The organism is Mannheimia sp. USDA-ARS-USMARC-1261 (assembly GCF_000521605.1).
Taxonomy (GTDB): Bacteria; Pseudomonadota; Gammaproteobacteria; order Enterobacterales; family Pasteurellaceae; genus Mannheimia; species Mannheimia indoligenes.
This window is the reverse complement of sequence record NZ_CP006942.1, coordinates 1,963,644-1,983,166: the sequence shown is the minus strand read 5'-3', so window position 1 is coordinate 1,983,166 and position 19,523 is coordinate 1,963,644. Positions and strand designations below refer to the sequence as shown.

At 42.4% G+C, this 19,523-nt stretch carries 15 protein-coding genes, 2 tRNA genes and 1 rRNA gene; 16 read left to right on the top strand and 2 right to left on the bottom strand.

All coding sequences use genetic code 11. The features are described from left to right. The first annotated feature begins 1 nt into the window (after position 1). The 4 genes from rbsC (at position 2) to X781_RS09550 (ending at position 3,925) form a co-directional block, all read left to right on the top strand. Positions 2-970, top strand: a complete 969-nt coding sequence (gene rbsC, locus X781_RS09565; protein ID WP_025236652.1) for a ribose ABC transporter permease — start codon at positions 2-4, stop codon at positions 968-970. Positions 971-992: 22 nt separating this feature from the next. After that, a complete protein-coding gene (gene rbsB / locus X781_RS09560; protein ID WP_025236651.1) occupies positions 993-1,871 on the top strand; it encodes a ribose ABC transporter substrate-binding protein RbsB in 879 nt (292 codons plus the stop codon). Between the two features lie 94 nt (positions 1,872-1,965). Further along, positions 1,966-2,883, top strand: a complete 918-nt coding sequence (gene rbsK / locus X781_RS09555; RefSeq protein WP_025236650.1) for a ribokinase — start codon at positions 1,966-1,968, stop codon at positions 2,881-2,883. A 31-nt stretch (positions 2,884-2,914) separates the two neighbouring features. After that, entirely contained in the window at positions 2,915-3,925 is a 1,011-nt protein-coding gene (locus X781_RS09550; protein WP_025236649.1) for a substrate-binding domain-containing protein, read from the top strand. A 45-nt stretch (positions 3,926-3,970) separates the two neighbouring features. Here the strand turns inward: X781_RS09550 and narL are convergent, their stop codons facing one another. Further along, positions 3,971-4,600, bottom strand: a complete 630-nt coding sequence (narL, locus tag X781_RS09545; RefSeq protein ID WP_025236648.1) for a two-component system response regulator NarL — start codon at positions 4,598-4,600, stop codon at positions 3,971-3,973. 204 nt (positions 4,601-4,804) lie between these two features. Between narL and rlmKL the strand changes: the two genes are divergently transcribed. The 9 genes from rlmKL (at position 4,805) to X781_RS09500 (ending at position 16,011) form a co-directional block, all read left to right on the top strand. After that, complete coding sequence (rlmKL, locus tag X781_RS09540; protein WP_025236647.1) at positions 4,805-6,949, top strand: bifunctional 23S rRNA (guanine(2069)-N(7))-methyltransferase RlmK/23S rRNA (guanine(2445)-N(2))-methyltransferase RlmL; 2,145 nt, start codon at positions 4,805-4,807, stop codon at positions 6,947-6,949. 56 nt (positions 6,950-7,005) lie between these two features. After that, complete coding sequence (gene trmL, locus X781_RS09535) at positions 7,006-7,485, top strand: tRNA (uridine(34)/cytosine(34)/5-carboxymethylaminomethyluridine(34)-2'-O)-methyltransferase TrmL (protein ID WP_025236646.1); 480 nt, start codon at positions 7,006-7,008, stop codon at positions 7,483-7,485. A 166-nt stretch (positions 7,486-7,651) separates the two neighbouring features. Next, a complete protein-coding gene (gene nagB, locus X781_RS09530) occupies positions 7,652-8,446 on the top strand; it encodes a glucosamine-6-phosphate deaminase (RefSeq protein ID WP_025236645.1) in 795 nt (264 codons plus the stop codon). Between the two features lie 76 nt (positions 8,447-8,522). Continuing rightward, complete coding sequence (gene nagA / locus X781_RS09525; RefSeq protein WP_025236644.1) at positions 8,523-9,668, top strand: N-acetylglucosamine-6-phosphate deacetylase; 1,146 nt, start codon at positions 8,523-8,525, stop codon at positions 9,666-9,668. A 140-nt stretch (positions 9,669-9,808) separates the two neighbouring features. Continuing rightward, the gene (locus X781_RS09520; protein ID WP_025236643.1) at positions 9,809-10,573 is read left to right on the top strand and encodes an ABC transporter ATP-binding protein; all 765 of its coding nucleotides are present in this window, start codon (positions 9,809-9,811) and stop codon (positions 10,571-10,573) included. After that, positions 10,573-11,466, top strand: a complete 894-nt coding sequence (locus tag X781_RS09515; protein ID WP_081732118.1) for an iron-siderophore ABC transporter substrate-binding protein — start codon at positions 10,573-10,575, stop codon at positions 11,464-11,466. Before X781_RS09520 ends, X781_RS09515 begins: the two co-directional genes overlap by 1 nt. Further along, positions 11,460-13,439: a Fe(3+)-hydroxamate ABC transporter permease FhuB gene (gene fhuB / locus X781_RS09510; protein ID WP_051411629.1), complete on the top strand. Its 1,980-nt coding sequence runs from the start codon at positions 11,460-11,462 to the stop codon at positions 13,437-13,439. The genes X781_RS09515 and fhuB overlap by 7 nt, the downstream gene beginning before the upstream one ends. A gap of 102 nt (positions 13,440-13,541) precedes the next feature. Beyond that, positions 13,542-15,629: a TonB-dependent siderophore receptor gene (locus X781_RS09505; protein ID WP_025236640.1), complete on the top strand. Its 2,088-nt coding sequence runs from the start codon at positions 13,542-13,544 to the stop codon at positions 15,627-15,629. 64 nt (positions 15,630-15,693) lie between these two features. Further along, positions 15,694-16,011, top strand: coding sequence for a DUF2322 family protein (locus X781_RS09500; RefSeq protein ID WP_025236639.1), 318 nt, complete (start codon positions 15,694-15,696; stop codon positions 16,009-16,011). Positions 16,012-16,079: 68 nt separating this feature from the next. Here the strand turns inward: X781_RS09500 and tal are convergent, their stop codons facing one another. After that, positions 16,080-17,027, bottom strand: a complete 948-nt coding sequence (tal, locus tag X781_RS09495; RefSeq protein WP_025236638.1) for a transaldolase — start codon at positions 17,025-17,027, stop codon at positions 16,080-16,082. Positions 17,028-17,548: 521 nt separating this feature from the next. Between tal and X781_RS09490 the strand changes: the two genes are divergently transcribed. The 3 genes from X781_RS09490 (at position 17,549) to X781_RS09480 (ending at position 19,400) form a co-directional block, all read left to right on the top strand. Then, a 16S ribosomal RNA gene (locus X781_RS09490) occupies positions 17,549-19,088 on the top strand. A gap of 109 nt (positions 19,089-19,197) precedes the next feature. After that, positions 19,198-19,274: transfer RNA gene (locus X781_RS09485), tRNA-Ile, on the top strand. A gap of 50 nt (positions 19,275-19,324) precedes the next feature. Further along, a tRNA-Ala gene (locus X781_RS09480) sits at positions 19,325-19,400 on the top strand. The last annotated feature ends 123 nt before the right edge of the window (positions 19,401-19,523 follow it).

Here is a 19,523-nt window from a genome sequence, read left to right as displayed (position 1 = left end):
TATGACAACTCAAGCAAATAAATTTCAACTAGGAAAATTTTTAATAGAGCAACGCTCTTTTGTTGCCTTATTTGTTTTAATCATCATTGTTTCAATGATTAACCCCGATTTCTTCAGTGTAGATAACATTCTCAATATTTTACGCCAAACTTCTGTGAATGCGATTATTGCAGTAGGAATGACGTTCGTGATTTTAATCGCCGGGATTGATTTATCGGTTGGTTCTGTTTTAGCTTTAACAGGAGCGGTTGCCGCCTCTTTAGTCGGTTCTGAATTACCGATTTTCCTGGTTATTCCATTAGTATTATTACTCGGTACAGCTTTTGGTGGAATTAGTGGTGCGATTGTAGCGAAAGGTAAAGTCCAAGCCTTTATTGCAACGTTGGTTACAATGACATTACTGCGTGGTATCACAATGGTTTATACCGATGGTAAACCAATTAGTACAGGTTTTTCTGAGCAAGCCGATGCGTTTTCTTTCATTGGTACAGGTTATTTATTCGGTATTCCGTTCCCAATTTGGATTATGGCAATCGTGTTCGCCATAGCTTGGTATATCTTAAAACATACACCGATCGGTCGTTATATTTATGCCTTAGGTGGAAATGAATCAGCAACTCAGCTTTCAGGAATTAATGTTAATAAAATAAAAATTTTCGTTTTTGCAGTAAGCGGCTTTTTATCCGCACTGGCAGGCTTAATTGTAACTTCACGCCTTTCTTCTGCACAGCCAACAGCAGGCGTTTCTTATGAATTAGATGCAATTGCAGCAGTGGTAGTAGGCGGAACAAGCCTGATGGGCGGAAAAGGGCGTGTAATGGGGACATTAGTTGGGGCATTAATTATCGGTTTCTTAAACAATGCTCTCAACTTATTGGATATTTCTTCATATTATCAGATGATTGCTAAAGCGTTGGTGATTTTAGCAGCCGTATTAGCTGATAATTATTTAGGTACTAAAAAAGTGTAAGCATCTTCAAAGGAGATTTTCTATGAAAAAATTAACAACTATCGCTTCAGCAATTATGTTGAGTTTATCTGTTGTCGCTACGGCTTCAGCAAAAGATACCATTGCATTAGCCGTATCAACTTTGGATAATCCATTTTTCGTGAGCCTTAAAGATGGGGCTCAAAAGAAAGCGGATGAATTAGGCTACAAATTAGTGGTGCTTGATTCACAAAATGACCCGGCAAAAGAACTTTCTAACGTAGAAGACTTAACTGTGCGTGGTGCAAAAGTGCTTTTAATCAACCCAACCGATTCGGAAGCGGTCGGAAATGCGGTAGCAATTGCAAATCGTAATAAAATTCCTGTCATTACTTTAGACCGTGGTGCGGCAAAAGGCGATGTAGTGAGCCATATTGCTTCAGATAACGTAGCCGGTGGTAAAATGGCAGGTGATTTCATCGCACAGAAATTAGGTGAGGGTGCGAAAGTGATCCAATTAGAAGGTATTGCGGGTACATCAGCCGCTCGTGAACGTGGAGAAGGCTTTAAGCAAGCGATTGATGCTCATAAATTCAATGTATTAGCAAGCCAACCGGCAGATTTTGACCGTACAAAAGGCTTGAATGTAACCGAAAACTTATTAGCGAGTAAATCGGATGTACAAGCGATTTTCGCTCAAAATGATGAAATGGCATTAGGTGCATTACGTGCAGTAGGTGCGGCGAAGAAAGAGGTATTAATCGTTGGCTTTGATGGCACAGATGATGGTGTAAAAGCAGTAGAAAGTGGTAAATTAGCGGCAACTATCGCTCAACAACCAGACTTAATCGGCTCACTTGGCGTGGAAACTGCTGACAAAGTGTTAAAAGGCGAAAAAGTAGAAGCGAAAATCCCAGTAGATTTAAAAGTTATCACAAAATAATCGCTTTAAAGCCCCAGAAGGGCTGAATTATGCTTAACCCGGTACGGCTTTGCCGTGCTGGGCAAGCAAAGATTTTGGCAACTAAGGACTTACTATGAAAAATCTCACCGTACTCGGCAGCATTAACGCTGATCACGTTATTTCCGTTCCCTATTTTGCTAAACCGGGAGAAACCTTGACTGGGCATAGCTATCACATTGCTTATGGCGGTAAAGGAGCGAATCAGGCGGTTGCGGCAGCTAGGCTTGGGGCAAAAGTATCTTTTATCGGCTGCATTGGTGATGATGGCATCGGTAAAGCAATGAAAACTGCGTTTGAGAAAGACGATATTAATACTCGCCCGATTAAATCGGTGTCAAATGAAATGACCGGTATCGCAATGATTCAAGTAGCAGAATCTGGCGAAAACAGTATTGTGATTTCGGCAGGTGCGAACGGACATTTAGATGAAACCGTTGTGGCTGAATTTCAATCGGAAATTACACAAGCTGATTGCTTATTAATGCAGTTAGAAACCCCTTTACCTGCGATTATTCAAGCAGCGAAAATCGCCAAAGAAAATAACACGCAAGTAGTGCTGAATCCTGCACCTGCCAGAGCATTACCTGATGAGCTACTAAGCCTGCTAGATATGATTACCCCAAATGAAACAGAGGCGGAAATGTTAACGGGTATAAAAGTAGTTGATGAAACAAGTGCGAAGCTGGCAGCTCAAGCCTTCCACCAAAAAGGTATTGAGAAAGTGCTGATTACACTGGGTTCAAAAGGTGTTTTTGTGAGTGAAAACGGACAAGGCGAAATTGTAGCGGGTTTTCGTGTTAATGCAGTTGATACGACTGCAGCAGGAGATACCTTTAACGGTGCATTGGTTACCGCAATGTTAGAAGATAAACCGCTTAATGAGGCAATTCGTTTTGCACACGCAGCCGCTGCGATTAGCGTAACCCGAAAAGGAGCTCAGCCGTCTATTCCAAGCCGTCAAGAAGCCTTAGATTTTTTGAGTAAGCAGTAACAAGCGGTCGTTTTTCTAAGGAATTTTGCAAATGGCAACAATGAAGGACATCGCACGCCTCGCACAGGTTTCGACCTCAACGGTTTCCCACGTCATCAACAACAGCCGTTTTGTGAGTGAAGAAATTCGGGAAAAAGTTCAGAAGGTGGTTAAAGAGCTGAATTATACGCCTTCTGCATTGGCTCGCAGCCTAAAAGTCAATGAAACCAAAACTATCGGTATGCTGGTTACCGCCACCAGTAACCCATTTTTTGCGGAAGTGATGGCAGGTGTTGAGCAGTATTGTCAGCAAAATCACTACAACCTGATTATTGCCACCACCAATGGTGATGCGGAACGTTTACAGCATCATTTACAAACACTTATTCAACGTAAAGTTGATGGCTTACTACTAATGTGTGGTGATGCCAGATTGAATACTGATGAGAGCCTAAATATTCCTCTGCCGATGGTGGTTGTGGACTGGTGGTTTACGGAATTGAATGCGGATAAAATTTTTGAAAATTCAACATCTGGTGGCTATCTTGCAACAAAAACCTTGATTGATGCAGGGCATTCTGACATAGCTATAATTACCGGAAATCTGAAAAAATCATTGGCAAAAAACCGTTTAGAGGGCTACAAAAAAGCGTTATATGAGGCAAATATTCCACTCAACCCAAATTGGATTATTGAAAGCCATTTTGATTTTGCAGGTGGGCTTGCAGGAATGAATAGTTTGCTTACTCAATCTAAAAAACCAACGGCGGTTTTTGCCTGTAGTGATACTATCGCTTTTGGTGCTTACCAAGCCATTTGGCAGCACGGATTAAGTATACCGAAGGATATTTCAATTATTGGTTACGATGATATTGAACTGGCAAAATACCTCTCACCACCGCTTTCTACCATCAGCCAGTCCAAAGCGGAATTAGGGCAACTTGCAGTTGAAACCTTATTAAAACGAATACGCTCTCAAGCAAAGGATTTTCAAACTATAATGCTAGAACCCGAGTTAGTATTACGAGATTCCATTCATCAGATAAACAAAAATGCTGAATAATGTTAAGTTATTCAGCATTTTTTTATCTCTTCTGTATGCTTTAACTTAGCCTTTCTGTTGTTCTAAATAAAGCACGGTTGCAGCGACACGGGAGTGAACATTGAGCTTACGCAGCAAGTTGCGGATATGTACTTTTACCGTTTCTTCGGAAATAAAGAGCTGGGCGGCGATTTGTTTGTTTGACATACCGGTTGCGATCCACTGCAATACATCCAGCTCACGATCGGTTAAGCAGCTTAGCGGATCATTTTCCGGTTGGCGGTTTAACAAGTGCTGGCGAACGGTTTCGCTTAATACGACTTCACCTGCGGCAGCTCTACGGATATTATCTAACAATTCCGGGGTATCGGTATCTTTTAGTAAGTAGCCATCCACACCGGCATCCATTAAGGCGAATACGTCTGATTGCTCATCAGAAACCGTTAGCATAATAATACGAGCGTCTACGCCTTGAGAACGCAGTGAACGTAAGGTATCTAGCCCGGAAATACCTCTCATATTCAAGTCTAAAATAATCACATCCGGCTCAAGTTGTAGAGCAAGTTTGATGCCATCTGTGCCGTTGCTGGCTTCGCCCACTACAGAAAATTGGTCGTCAAGTTCCAATAGCTGACGCATACCTTGACGCATTAACGGGTGATCATCAATTAATAAAATCGTTGTTGGAGTTGTCATTTCTTTCTCCTTTCTTTTTCTTCATAATCGTAATCGGTTAATTCTGCAATTATTACTGCAAAATAGCAAGTTTACGATTTTAGTAAATGCTTCTTTTTTGATCTTAGCTAAGTTTTTAATTCATCAAGAAATTGCAAAACTTTGCAAGAAAAAGACCGCTTGTTCGGCTATAATGGGGCAAAATTTTCTGTGAGAAAAACCATAATGACAAATCAAACTACTTATTTCGCCACCGCAGCCCGAGGTTTTGAGGAAATGCTTAAAACCGAACTCGAGCAGATCTGCGGGGCAGAATGCAAAGTCGCCCAAGGCGGTGTGCATTTCACCACCACTCAAAAAGGGGCTTATCAGGCGTTGTTACACAGCCGTTTAGCCTCTCGCATTTTATTGCCGTTAATCAGCACTAAAATTTTTAGCGATACCGATTTATATGCCTCTATCGTTTCATTTAATTGGACAGAATTGTTTGACCCACGGGATACGTTCTATATTGATTTCAACGGCACAAACCGAGAAATCCGCAATACCCAATTTGGAGCAATGCGAGTGAAAGACGGCATTGTCGATTATTTTGAGCGTAAAGGTTTCGCTCGCCCAACGGTGGATAAAGAGAACCCCGATGTGCGTATTCACGTCTATTTAGATCGTGAAAATCTTGTGGTGTCGCTTGATTTAAGTGGCGATGCGTTACACATTCGAGGTTATCGTGAAGATACCGGTAAAGCCCCTTTGCGTGAAACCTTGGCGGCGGCGATTATTCTACGTTCCGGTTGGCAAAAAGGCACACCGTTGGTCGATCCGATGTGCGGTTCAGGCACGTTGTTAATTGAGGCTGCTCAAATGGCGGCAAATATTGCTCCACAACTTCACCGTAAATATTGGGGCTTTAATGCGTGGAAAGGACATCAACAAGCGGTTTGGAAAGAGGTGCTAGACGAGGCATTTAATAACGTAGTGGCGAATTGCAATTCGCCCGAAACCCCGATGTTCTTTGGCTTTGACCTCGATCACCGAGTGCTTGCCAAAGCTAAACAGAACGCAAAAAACGCCGGTGTGGATCATCTCATTCAATGGCTGCAAGGCGATGTAGCAGCGTTGAAGAATCCGATTCCCGAGCAGATTGGCACAGTAGTGTGTAACCCACCTTATGGTGAGCGTTTAGGTACAACACCGGCATTAATCGCCCTTTACTCGGTTTTCGGACAACGCTTAAAACAACAATTTGCCGGCTGGAATGCCTCCATTTTTAGTGGCGAGCCAGAGTTGCTGAACTGCTTGCGTCTGCGTTCGGCACGTCAATTCAAAGCGAAAAACGGTCCGTTGGACTGTGTGCAGAAAAATTACCTGATCAGCGAAAATAACAAGCGGTCAGATTTGGATGAAAATTTACAATTTGAGCAAAATGCTCAAGTTGCACCGGACTTTGCCAATCGCCTTGCCAAAAATATCAAAAAAGTCGAGAAATGGGCAAAACAGCAGGGCATTGATGCCTATCGTTTATACGATGCCGACTTGCCAGAGTATAATTTGGCGGTGGACAGATATGGCGATCACATCGTGGTGCAAGAATACCAAGCACCGAAAAGTATTGATGAACAAAAAGCCCGCCAACGCTTGCTGGATGCAGTTTCTGCCACCCTTTATGTAACCGGCGTGGAAACCAATAAATTAGTGCTAAAAGTTCGCCAAAAACAAAAAGGCACAAATCAATACGAGAAGTTGGCTAATAAAGGCGACTATTTCTTCGTGAATGAATACGGGGCGAAACTGTGGGTGAACTTAACTGATTATTTGGATACCGGCTTGTTCTTAGACCACCGCTTAACCCGTAAAATGGTGGGGGAAATGGCGAAAGGAAAAAACTTCCTGAATCTGTTTGCCTACACCGGTTCGGCAACGATCCACGCCGCCCTAAACGGAGCAAAATCGACTACCACAGTGGATATGTCCAACACCTATTTGAACTGGGCAGAGCAAAATTTAGAGCTGAACAATTTACCACTTCGCAACAACCGTTTATTCCAAGCGGATTGCTTGCAATGGCTTGCCGAGTGCCGTGAGAGTTTTGAGCTGATTTTCGTTGATCCGCCTACGTTCTCGAACTCAAAACGAATGGAAGATAGCTGGGACGTGCAACGAGATCACATTAAGCTGATGACTCAGCTCAAACGCATTTTAACGGCAGACGGTACTATCGTTTTCTCCAACAACAAACGGGGTTTTAAAATGGATTTTGACGGCTTGGCAGCGTTGGGCTTGCAAGCGGAAAATATTTCGCACAAAACCCTACCGCTTGATTTTGAGCGTAATCCGCAGATTCATAATTGTTGGATTGTGAAGCATTTATAATATTTAGCGTAGGGGCAAAAAATGTTTTGCCCCTACATTTTCGACTGGAATGTAAAATGTTAGACATTGTTTTATACGAACCTGAAATTCCGCAAAACAGCGGCAATATTATCCGCCTGTGTGCAAATTGCGGATTCCGTTTGCATATGATTGAGCCGTTTGGCTTTGCTTGGGACGACAAAAAACTTCGCCGTTCGGGCTTGGATTACCACGAATTTGTGAATATCCAAAAATACAAAAATTTTGAGGATTTTTTAGAACGAGCCAAACCGAAACGCTTATTTGCTTTAACCACTCGAGGAGAGCAAAATCACAGTGATGTGAAATATGAATTAGGCGATTTTTTAATGTTCGGACCGGAAAGTCGAGGGATTCCAAAACCATTATTGGCGGAAATGCCGATGTCGCAAAAAATCCGTATTCCAATGTGCCAAGACAGCCGCAGTATGAATTTATCCAATTCTGTGGCGGTGGTGGTGTATGAGGCGTGGCGACAGTTTGGCTACCAAAATGCGGTTTCGGCTCAGTCTATTTAAGTGACAAGCGGTTTGATTTTTGTGATTTTTTACGAAAATTAAACCGCTTACATTTTATGTGATCTAGATCACAATAAACCGTATAAAACATAGCATTTGAAGTTATATTTCATTAAAATGAAAAAAATGAAGTATTTTTCTCAAAAATAAAATTTAAGGAGATGTTATGCGTTTAATTCCGTTAGAAACTGCTCAAGATGTGAGTGTTTGGGCTGCTCGTTATATTGTTGATCGTATTAATGCATTCAAACCAACTAAAGAGAAACCCTTTGTACTTGGCTTGCCGACAGGCGGCACCCCTGAAAAAACCTATAAAGAATTAATTAAACTCTACCAAGCAGGGGAAGTGAGCTTTAAAAATGTGGTAACGTTTAATATGGATGAATATGTTGGCTTACCTAAGGAACATCCTGAAAGCTACCACAGCTTTATGTTCAAACATTTCTTTGACCACGTAGATGTACCGCTTGAAAATATCAATATCTTAAACGGTATGGCGGAAGATGTGGACGCAGAATGTGCACGTTATGAAGAGAAAATCCGCTCTTACGGCAAAATCCACCTCTTTATGGGCGGTGTGGGCGTTGATGGTCATATTGCGTTTAATGAGCCAGCCTCTTCGCTCTCTTCCCGCACTCGTATCAAAACATTAACGGAAGATACTCGTATTGCAAACTCTCGTTTCTTTGATAATGATGTCAGCCAAGTGCCAAAATTTGCCTTAACCGTGGGCGTTGGCACATTGCTTGATGCGGAAGAAGTGATGATTTTAGTTACAGGTCATAATAAAGCTCTGGCACTACAGGCTTGTGTGGAAGGGGCAGTAAATCACCTTTGGACCATCAGCTGCTTGCAATTACACCGCCGTGGTATTGTGGTGTGTGATGAACCGGCAACGCAAGAGTTGAAAGTTAAAACAGTTAAATATTTCAAAGAGTTAGAGAAAAATGTAGCACGTTAGTGCGTTATTACAAGCGGTAATTTTTGCAAAAAATTTTACAAAAACGACCGCTTGTTGCAATCTAAAGGAACAAAATATGAACCATTATGCCTTAACAAATTGTGTGATTTACACAGGCGATGAGGTGTTGTATCAACACGCTTTAGTGGTAAAAGACGACAAAATTGAATCCATCATTCTTGAAGAACATTTACCGCAAACCCTCGAAAAAGTGGATTTGAACGGGGCGAATTTATCGGCAGGTTTTATTGACTTGCAGCTCAACGGCTGTGGTGGTGTGATGTTTAATGAAGACATCAGCATCCGCACCCTTGAAATTATGCAAGAAACTAACTTGCGTTCAGGCACAACTAGCTATTTGCCAACCTTTATTACCTCGCCTGATGAGGGAATGAAAGAGGCGGTGGTGGTTATGCGTGAATACCTCGCTAAACATAAAAACCAAGCCTTAGGGCTACATTTTGAAGGACCTTATTTAAGCGTGGAGAAAAAAGGCGTTCACCGCCCGGAATTTATCCGTGAAATCAGCCCGGAAATGTTAGATTTCTTATGTGCCAATGGCGATGTGATTACCAAAGTAACGATTGCTGCTGAAAACCCAACGGCTGATCATATCAAGCGTTTTAATGATGCAGGAATAATTGTTTCTATTGGGCATTCCAATGCAACTTATGTCAAAACCAAACAGCGTATTGCTGAAGGGGCTGGTTTTGCTACCCACTTACACAATGCGATGTCGCCGGTGAGTAACGGACGTGAAGGTGGTGTAGTCGGTGCGGTGTTAGACAGCGATATTTACGCCGGAATTATCTGCGATGGCTTACACGTGGAATGGGGTAATATCCGCATTGCGAAAAAAGCCAAAGGCGATAAATTAGTGATCGTAAGCGATGCGGTGGCCGCTGCGGGCAGCGATATTGAATCCTTTATTTTCGTCGGCAAAAAAGTCACAGTAAAAGACGGTAAATGCTTTGATGAATTTGGAGCCTTAGGCGGTGCGGCGATCACCATGATTGAATCGATCCGCAACGTAGTATTACATTGCGACATCAGCCTGAATGAGGCGATCCGAATGAGTACCCTTTATCCTGCAAAAGCCATCGGTGTGGACGATACGCTCGGCTCGCTAGCGGAAGGCAAAATTGCTAACTTAGCTATTTTCGACAACCAATTTAATGTTAAAGCCACAGCAGTAAACGGGCATCTTAAATGGCATTCGTAAAGAAAACGAGAGAATGGAAGGCTACACAAGGTGTAGCCTTTTTGTTTAGGTATTGTTGAGGTACTATGTAAAAAAGCATTTAAATGCTAATGGCTTTCAACTAAACTGTCGTAGTTTATTTTATCGTTTAAGGAAAAAACGTGTTTAGCGTTGAAAATGTAACCTTTGATCTTCCAAATCGGCGTTTACTTCACCCGATCTCGCTACAATTTGAGCGAGGCAAAGTCTATGGTTTAATTGGACATAATGGCTCGGGCAAATCCACTTTAATTAAATTGTTGGCGAAACAAAACCCCTATTCTTCAGGCAAAATTAGTTTTAATCACAAAGAGATTACCGAATGGTCAAGCCGAGAATTTGCCAAACAGGTTGCCTATTTGCCACAGCATTTACCTCAAGCCACCAACCTTACCGCCCGTGAACTGATTGCAATGGGGCGATATGCCTGGAATGGCTTATTTGGGCGTAATACCAAAGAAGATAATGCAGCGATTGATCGAGCTTTATCGCTCACTCACACTGAAAAATTTGCCGATCAGCTAGTGGACGTACTTTCCGGCGGTGAACGTTCTCGCATTTGGTTGGCAATGTTGTTGGCTCAGCAAAGCCAATTCTTACTGCTGGATGAACCCCTTGCGGCTCTTGATATTGCTCACCAGGTGGAAGTAATGCAACTTGTGCAAAAACTCGCCCACGAGCTGAATTTGGGGATTATTATTGTGATCCACGACATCAATCTCGCCTCTCGTTATTGCGATCATCTCATTGCTCTACATAGCGGCAAATTATTGGCTCAAGGCAATGCACACGAGATCGTCAATCAAGCCAGACTCAAAGAAATTTATAATATTGAGCTGAACGTGATTAAGCACCCTCAACTTGACAGACCGGTGAGTTTTTATTGATGAAACGAATAATCAACACATTACAAGCGGTTATTTTTTCTCTCTTTTTTGCAAATTCACTCTTTGCCGGCGAACCGCAAAAAGGCATTGCGACTTTGGATTGGACAGTAGCAGAAACGTTGATTGCTTTCGGCGAAAAGCCGGTTGCGGTGGGCGATGTGGAAAGTTATCAAAAATGGGTGAAAGAGCCGGCATTACCGGATTCGGTGAAGGATTTAGGTATTCGCTTACAACCTAACCCAGAGCAATTATTGATGCTTTCCCATAGCCTTGAGGCTCAACCGTTGCACTTTATCAATAGCGGATTTTATGCCTCGGTAACGCCACTGTTAGCCCAATTTTCGCCACAGATTGATATTGTCGATTTCTACCGTGAGGGCGATGCGTGGCAGAACATTCTCACCGCTTCGGAAAAGGTAGCGGAGCTGATTGGCAAGCCACTGGCTTTCCATCAACTTTATCAAGGCTATTTGCAAAAAATCGAGCAAATTCGACCGCTTGTTCAGCCTTATACAGACCGCCCGATTCTCTTAGTTCAGTTTATCGACACTCGCCATTTGCGAATTTACGCAAAAAACAGCCCCTTTGGGGCGGTGCTTTCGCAGTTAGGTTTTGAAAATGCGTGGAACGGCTCACAAAATCATTGGGGCTTTGAAGTGATTGAGGTAACTCAACTCACTAAATTGCCATCAAACAGCCGATTTGTGGTGGTTAAACCCTATCCGGCAAATATTGCCTCAGCCTTGAAATACAACATTATTTGGCAAAAGTTGGCGATGGCGAAAGATCCACTCATTCTGCCTGAAGTTTGGACTTTTGGCGGTATTCCGTCCGCTCAACGTTTTGCGGAAACCCTAGCAAATGGGTTATTAAACGGAGGTGAACCTTGGTAAATAGAAGATTAGTAGGGGCAAATTGCCATTTTCCCCTACTAGCGGTCATTTTTTTGGGATTATTTACCATTTTACTGAAAGCCCAGTTACCTAGTGATATCAGCTTTTGGGCGTTATTTCAGCCCACCGAAAATGTAGAATTGCTATTGGTGCAAAGCTACACCTTGCCACGCATCACAATGGCGTTGCTCGCGGGTGGGATTCTCGGTTTTGCCAGCCTTTTATTGCAACAAGTGTTGGCGAATCCGCTCGCCTCAGATAATACGCTCGGCATCAGCAGCGGTTCACAATTCGCTTTATTTCTAACCGCTATTTTCGCCCCTAAATGGCTGGAAAACGGCTCAAGCCTAGTAGCTGTGGTGGGTGCCGGCTTAAGTCTGGTTTTGGTGTTAAGTCTTGCTTTGCGAAAAACGATGTCCTCACTTCTGCTGATTTTGGCAGGCTTGGTGGTGAATCTCTATTTCGGTTCGTTTTCGGCAATGATGCTGCTATTTTACCCTGAAGAAGCTCGAGGGCTAGCACAATGGGGAGCGGGTTCGTTAGTGCAAGAGAGTTGGCGGGATAGCTTGTGGCTGATGGCTCAAGCTCTTCCTGCGTTGTTGATTGTGGCAATGCTGATTCGCCCTTTAACGATTTTATCTTTGAACGACAGCAATGCACAAAGTCTGGGTGTGCCGGTCGGAAAATTGCGGCTGATTGGCGTATTAGTTGCTGCATTTTTAATTGCGGCGGTGGTATCTGCGGTCGGAATGTTAGGGTTTGTCGGCTTGGCGGCGGCCACGATGGTTCGTCAATTTGGCATCAGAACCTTAAAAGGGAAGTTAATCGGAGCTTTTGTGCTAGGGGCATTACTGCTTTCAGTGACGGATTTATGCCTGCAACTGTTAGCCTATTTTAAAGGCATCAGCTTGCCTACAGGGGCGGTAACGGCGTTGCTTGGTACGCCATTATTGCTTTGGTTGATGTTCCGAGCCTTGCCACACACAGGGCGAGTGCAAGAACAGCATTTGCAAAATTTACGCAAAATATCACCGCTTGCAATCGGCTTAGTGATAGCTGGATTTGTGCTTTCCATTTTGATTGCCCTTTTTATCGGCAATGGATTTGATGGGTTGGAGATATTGGCTTTTAATCGTGAATGGGGCAGTGGCTTGTTGGAGATTCGTTACCCTCGAGTGATGGTGGCTTTGGCTGTCGGTATTTTGTTAGCGATTGCCGGCGTAATTTTACAACGCCTCACACTTAACCCAATGGCAAGCCCGGAATTGCTTGGGGTTTCGTCCGGCACATCAATGGGGATTTTGGCGGTGCTGTTTTTATTCCCCATCCAACAGACGGAATATTTTTGGATTGCCGGCGTATTAGGGGCGTTTATCACCTTGTTTGTACTTGCGATCATCAACCAAAAAAACGGAATGTTGCCGGAAAAAGTTTTACTCACTGGGATCAGCCTTTCCGCTTTATTTGACACTTTACAACGTATTGCGATTGCCAGCGGTGATCCGAGAGCAAATCAACTTATTTCGTGGACATCCGGCTCAACTCAAACCGCTAATGCAGAATTTGCCTTGCTGTTTTTGTTGGTTAGTTTTGCCTTACTAGGGGGAAGTTTGCTTTTTAGTCGTTGGTTGGAATTATTGGCACTACAATCTCCGATGGCACAAGCCTTAGGGCTTAACCTCAAGCAAACCCGTTGGATTTTAATTTTATTCAGTGCCTTATTAACCGCACTGGCAACGCTGGTGATTGGTCCACTAAGTTTTATCGGCTTATTGGTGCCACAAATGGCAAGATTTTGGGGCATCAGCAAGGCTCGTCCGCAAATTTTGATGTCTGCCCTGTTAGGCGGAGGGATTATGGTGCTAGCAGATTGGTTTGGCAGACAAATTCTTTTTCCTTATGAAGTTCCGGCAGGTTTAGTTGCTACGCTTATCGGCGGAACCTATTTCTTATTAATGATGAGAAAAGTATAAACATAAAATACTAAATGAGATTGTTTTTCATTTACTTGTGAAGTGTTCATCACTATAATGCCGCAGCTTTACACAAATTAATCATAACTTAAGGAAGTTGAAATGAAAAAAACATTTATTTATACCGCAATTACGCAATCAGTACTGATTGCAATAGCACAAAATGCTATTGCAAATGAACAAGTTGCTCAACTTGACGAAGTGTCAGTGGTCGGTTCAGTAGCGAAAACAGGAAAGGTTGAGTATATGATGCCGAAATCCGTTTCAGTTATTAACGCTGAGAAATTAAGTGAGAGGGCTACACATCAGCTAGATGAAGCTTTACGTTATGAATCTGGTATTTATACCCAAATGTATGGTTCAGACTTAGATACTAACGATTGGTTCTACATTCGTGGTTTACAAGCGTCTACTCGTATTGATGGTACTTCATCTTATAAAAATGCTTATTTTGGCTGGGAACCAAATCTCTATGGCTTAGAAGCCATTGAGATTGTTAAAGGTGCAGATTCTTTAACCTATGGTTCTTCACAAACCGGTGGTATCGTCAATTTAATCAGCAAACGTCCTAGTAAGGAAGCAAAAGGAGAGGTTCAATTTACTTTGGGTAATCGTTCTGAGCGTGGTGTCGGGGCTGATTATAGTGGTGTAGTGAGTGATTCTATTCGCTACCGTGTAGTTGGAAATTATAATTATCGTAAAGGCGAACAAAATAAGACTTTCTTAGAAAGCTACTATTTTGCACCAAGTTTTGCTTGGGATATTACGGATAAGACTAATCTCACATTATTAGCAAGCACTCAAAAAGATGTTGGTGTACCAACTACTGCATTTTTCCCTCCGTATGTCGTATTAAAAGCAAATAACATTGATCGCCGTACTAATTATGGATTAAATGATGGTAATTATTTGAACCGTAAACAATACTCTATTGGTTACGAATTTACTCATAAGTTTGATAATGAGCTTACTTTTACTCAAAACTATCGTTTTGCTCAAGCGGATAAAGATCAATTTGTAACTTACTTCTATGGAATGAATTACGATGTAGTCGCTCTTGGAGCAAGTTCTACTGAGGCAAAAAAAGGTTTCTTAGCTGCAAATGGTCGAACTCGAACACACTCTGTTGATAGCCGTTTGAGTAAAGAATGGAAAGCTGATCGTATTTCAAATACATTATTAATTGGTTCAGACTACCAACACAGCAATACTAATGGTTTTTATGATTTCCCTTGGCCAGCAGCATTTTATAATATTAATCAACTTGTGAACGCACCGGTTGAAGTAACAGATATACCTCTATATAAAGATAAGCAGCATCAATTAGGTCTTTATTTACAGAACCAATTCCGTTTAGACGATAAATTAACGTTATCAACGGGTGTACGCCGAGATTTTGTGAAAGGGAATAGCTATATTCAAAATAAAGCTTCAGAAAATAATGTCGCTCATACCACTTATAATGCAGGTATTATTTATGTTACTGATTTAGGTATTGCCCCATATTTCAATTATTCAGAATCATTTAAGCCGCTTTCAGGTGCAATAGACAGTGCAGTAAATGGTGCAACAATTTACAAACCATTTGAAGGCAAACAGTATGAGGTCGGTTTTAAATATCTCCCAACTTTTATTGATGGTACAATTTCTGTTGCATATTTTGATCTCAAAGAAAAGAATGCTTTAGCTGCAAGCAGAGATAGCGCTACTGCAGCTCAAGTGGAAAAACAAAAAAGCCGTGGTGTGGAGCTGCAAGCCGATATTAACTTAACAGATTCATTAAGTGCTTCTTTAGCTTATACCTACATATTTGCTCAGACGACAACTTGGGAAAACTGGTTAAGACAAAATAAAGTTATAGCTGAAACTCCGTTACAGCCAAATCATACTTACTCTGCTTTCTTAAACTATGCCTTTAAACAAGGAACGTTAGAGGGATTAACTGTCGGTGCTGGTATTCGCTATACAGGTACGACTCCAACTGAAATTGATGGCTATAATAATGCTAATATTCGTGTACCAGCGAGAACATTAGTAGATTTGATGGCAAAATATAATTTCAGCAAAAATTGGGAAGCTCGTGTAAATGTTTCCAATTTATCAGATAAAAAATATATTAGTGGTTGCTCATATGCTTGCTTCTTTGGAGAAGGGCGTAAAATTAACGCTTCTCTAATCTACAAATTCTAACCACAAAACCATATAATATCGGCAGACTTTACGTCTGCCTTTATTTTTTACTAGGGAGTATTTAATGCAATTTAAAGATTTTTTAGCCACTTTTCCGGCTATCGAGCATCTTGCCGGCTTAAATGTGCTGAACGAGCAAGGTGAACTTATCCACAACATTCCGGCAATTGAAGGGAAATTAGGTTCTCTGAAACTTTACAACGCACTATTTGCAAAATTTAATGGAAAATTGACCGCTTGTGCGGCTCAACAAGGTTTAGAGTGGTTTGCAGAACACGTGGAAGATGCTAAAAATAACCCCGGCAAGCACCCTAATATTGATTTGCTATTCAAAGTGGTTGATGAAGATTTAACTTTAACCCTAGAGCCGATTGCTAAGTAGTCTTAATTCTATAAAACAAAACCCACTTTAGTGATTAAAGTGGGTTTCTTATTTAACTGATTGAAAAGTTAGAGTTTTGCAGAAAGCATTGCTTCTAATTTTTCTTGGTCGATAGCAAATTTACGAATCCCTTCCGCTAATTTTTCAACCGCCATTGGGTCTTGGTTATGCTCCCAATAGAATTCCGCTTCAGTCATCGGTGCTGGGCGAGCCTTCACTTCACCTGAGTATTCTAATTTACGTACTAAAGTTTCATTGCTTTCTTGTAATGCTTTTAATAAAGGTGGTGCGATAGTTAAACGGTCGCAACCTGCTAATTCAACAATTTCACCTACATTACGGAAACTTGCACCCATTACTACAGTTTTGTAACCATATTGTTTGTAGTAGTTGTAAATATTGGTTACAGAAATCACACCGGGATCTTCTGCCGGAGCATATTCTTTCCCTTCATTTGCTTTATACCAATCTAAAATACGACCTACGAATGGTGAGATTAAGTAAACACCAGCTTCTGCACAAGCACGAGCTTGAGCTTGAGAGAATAACAATGTTAAGTTACAGTTGATGCCTTCTTTTTCTAATACTTCTGCCGCACGGATACCTTGCCAAGTAGAAGCAATTTTAATTAAGATGCGATCATTGCTAATGCCTGCCGCATTATATAAAGCGATTAACTTGCGTGCTTTTGCAATGGTTTTTTCTGTATCGTAAGAAAAACGAGCATCAACTTCGGTTGAAATTCGGCCCGGTACGAGTTTTAAAATCTCTAAACCAATGTTTACCGCTAATTTATCTTCTGCATCAACTAATTGTTGCACTTTATCATTGCTTTGTGCTTTTGCATAAGTAACTGCATCCTCAATTAATGGAGCATATTGCGGCAGTGCAGAAGCACTTAAAATTAAAGATGGGTTGGTTGTCGCATCTTCAGGTTTATAAAGCTTCATCGCCTCAATATCGCCTGTATCTGCAACGACCACAGTAACTTTTCGTAATTCATCTAATTGGCTCATATTTCTTCCTTATATATGATGTTGATAATGAAAAATAAGTTTGCAAATAATAGCAGTAACAACTTCAAAAGAGTAAATAATTTTGTGATATAGATCACGTTTTTATAAAATAACTAGACGGAGATTTATTCAGATATGCTGATTAAAGCAAATTTAGTGCATAAATAATCACTTTTAGCTAACAGAATAATCAAATTGCCGAGAAATTCAACAAGCGGTGATTTTTTTTAAATTTTTTACAAAAAACACTTGCGTTCATTTTAGATTTCTCTATAATGCACCCCACACAACGACGCACTGTTGTGAAGAGATTAAGTTTGATTCCGGTGCGTCGTTTTATTTTGTTCTTTAACAATTTATCAGACAATCTGTGTGGGCACTTGTTGATTGACTTGATTTTGAAAATATTTTTTAATTTTGAAGTCTTAATAGGTGCTAACTAGAAATTCATTTTAACTTTTTTAAGTTTACTTAAATTAGTGTGATTATTTTATGTCAGCAGTATTGAGCGATTGAACTTTTAATTGAAGAGTTTGATCATGGCTCAGATTGAACGCTGGCGGCAGGCTTAACACATGCAAGTCGAACGGTAACAGGGAGAAGCTTGCTTCTTTGCTGACGAGTGGCGGACGGGTGAGTAATGCTTGGGAATCTGGCTTATGGAGGGGGATAACTACTGGAAACGGTAGCTAATACCGCGTAATGTCTACGGACTAAAGGGTGGGACTTTCGGGCCACCTGCCATAAGATGAGCCCAAGTGAGATTAGGTAGTTGGTGAGGTAATGGCTCACCAAGCCGTCGATCTCTAGCTGGTCTGAGAGGATGACCAGCCACACTGGAACTGAGACACGGTCCAGACTCCTACGGGAGGCAGCAGTGGGGAATATTGCACAATGGGGGGAACCCTGATGCAGCCATGCCGCGTGAATGAAGAAGGCCTTCGGGTTGTAAAGTTCTTTCGGTAGCGAGGAAGGTGATTGTTTTAATAGAGCAATCAATTGACGTTAACTACAGAAGAAGCACCGGCTAACTCCGTGCCAGCAGCCGCGGTAATACGGGGGGTGCGAGCGTTAATCGGAATAACTGGGCGTAAAGGGCACGCAGGCGGACTTTTAAGTGGGATGTGAAAGCCCCGGGCTTAACCTGGGAATTGCATTTCAGACTGGGAGTCTAGAGTACTTTAGGGAGGGGTAGAATTCCACGTGTAGCGGTGAAATGCGTAGAGATGTGGAGGAATACCGAAGGCGAAGGCAGCCCCTTGGGAATGTACTGACGCTCATGTGCGAAAGCGTGGGGAGCAAACAGGATTAGATACCCTGGTAGTCCACGCCGTAAACGCTGTCGATTTGGGGATTGGACCTTGAGTCTGGTGCCCGTAGCTAACGTGATAAATCGACCGCCTGGGGAGTACGGCCGCAAGGTTAAAACTCAAATGAATTGACGGGGGCCCGCACAAGCGGTGGAGCATGTGGTTTAATTCGATGCAACGCGAAGAACCTTACCTACTCTTGACATCCAGAGAAGCTTGTAGAGATACGAGTGTGCCTTCGGGAGCTCTGAGACAGGTGCTGCATGGCTGTCGTCAGCTCGTGTTGTGAAATGTTGGGTTAAGTCCCGCAACGAGCGCAACCCTTATCCTTTGTTGCCAGCGATTCGGTCGGGAACTCAAAGGAGACTGCCGGTGATAAACCGGAGGAAGGTGGGGATGACGTCAAGTCATCATGGCCCTTACGAGTAGGGCTACACACGTGCTACAATGGCGTATACAGAGGGCAGCGAGCCAGCGATGGGGAGCGAATCTCACAAAGTACGTCTAAGTCCGGATTGGAGTCTGCAACTCGACTCCATGAAGTCGGAATCGCTAGTAATCGCAAATCAGAATGTTGCGGTGAATACGTTCCCGGGCCTTGTACACACCGCCCGTCACACCATGGGAGTGGGTTGTACCAGAAGTAGATAGCTTAACCGCAAGGGGGGCGTTTACCACGGTATGATTCATGACTGGGGTGAAGTCGTAACAAGGTAACCGTAGGGGAACCTGCGGTTGGATCACCTCCTTACCAAGAATCAAGAAGCGAGAGCTTGATGGCGTAAAGCCAGAACGACAGCAAGTGTTCACACAGATTGTTTGATAGATGAAAGTAAAGACAAAACCGAAGGTCATCCGTTGGGTCTGTAGCTCAGGTGGTTAGAGCGCACCCCTGATAAGGGTGAGGTCGGTGGTTCAAGTCCACTCAGACCCACCACTCGAACGATGCGAAAGCCGAGCAAGAGTGAAAACAACGGAAGATGAATTGGGGATATAGCTCAGCTGGGAGAGCGCCTGCCTTGCACGCAGGAGGTCAGCGGTTCGATCCCGCTTATCTCCACCAATCATCATACCTAAGGTTGCAAGCGGTAGAAAATACCGAGATTTTTGCGATTTTAGGTATGATGATAGGCGAAAGCCGATTGTCTAATGTTCTTTAAAAATTTAGAAACAAGCTGAAAAACTG

What these genes read in the sequence shown, in the direction of transcription:
- rbsK (WP_025236650.1), top strand. Translation starts at nt 1,966, where the DNA reads ATGAAAAATCTCACCGTACTCGGCAGCATTAACGCTGATCACGTTATT.
- nagA (WP_025236644.1), top strand. Translation starts at nt 8,523, where the DNA reads ATGAACCATTATGCCTTAACAAATTGTGTGATTTACACAGGCGATGAG.
- rbsB (WP_025236651.1), top strand. Translation starts at nt 993, where the DNA reads ATGAAAAAATTAACAACTATCGCTTCAGCAATTATGTTGAGTTTATCT.
- X781_RS09550 (WP_025236649.1), top strand. Translation starts at nt 2,915, where the DNA reads ATGGCAACAATGAAGGACATCGCACGCCTCGCACAGGTTTCGACCTCA.
- narL (WP_025236648.1), bottom strand. Translation starts at nt 4,600, where the DNA reads ATGACAACTCCAACAACGATTTTATTAATTGATGATCACCCGTTAATG.
- tal (WP_025236638.1), bottom strand. Translation starts at nt 17,027, where the DNA reads ATGAGCCAATTAGATGAATTACGAAAAGTTACTGTGGTCGTTGCAGAT.
- X781_RS09505 (WP_025236640.1), top strand. Translation starts at nt 13,542, where the DNA reads ATGAAAAAAACATTTATTTATACCGCAATTACGCAATCAGTACTGATT.
- X781_RS09500 (WP_025236639.1), top strand. Translation starts at nt 15,694, where the DNA reads ATGCAATTTAAAGATTTTTTAGCCACTTTTCCGGCTATCGAGCATCTT.
- rbsC (WP_025236652.1), top strand. Translation starts at nt 2, where the DNA reads ATGACAACTCAAGCAAATAAATTTCAACTAGGAAAATTTTTAATAGAG.
- rlmKL (WP_025236647.1), top strand. Translation starts at nt 4,805, where the DNA reads ATGACAAATCAAACTACTTATTTCGCCACCGCAGCCCGAGGTTTTGAG.
- nagB (WP_025236645.1), top strand. Translation starts at nt 7,652, where the DNA reads ATGCGTTTAATTCCGTTAGAAACTGCTCAAGATGTGAGTGTTTGGGCT.
- X781_RS09515 (WP_081732118.1), top strand. Translation starts at nt 10,573, where the DNA reads ATGAAACGAATAATCAACACATTACAAGCGGTTATTTTTTCTCTCTTT.
- trmL (WP_025236646.1), top strand. Translation starts at nt 7,006, where the DNA reads ATGTTAGACATTGTTTTATACGAACCTGAAATTCCGCAAAACAGCGGC.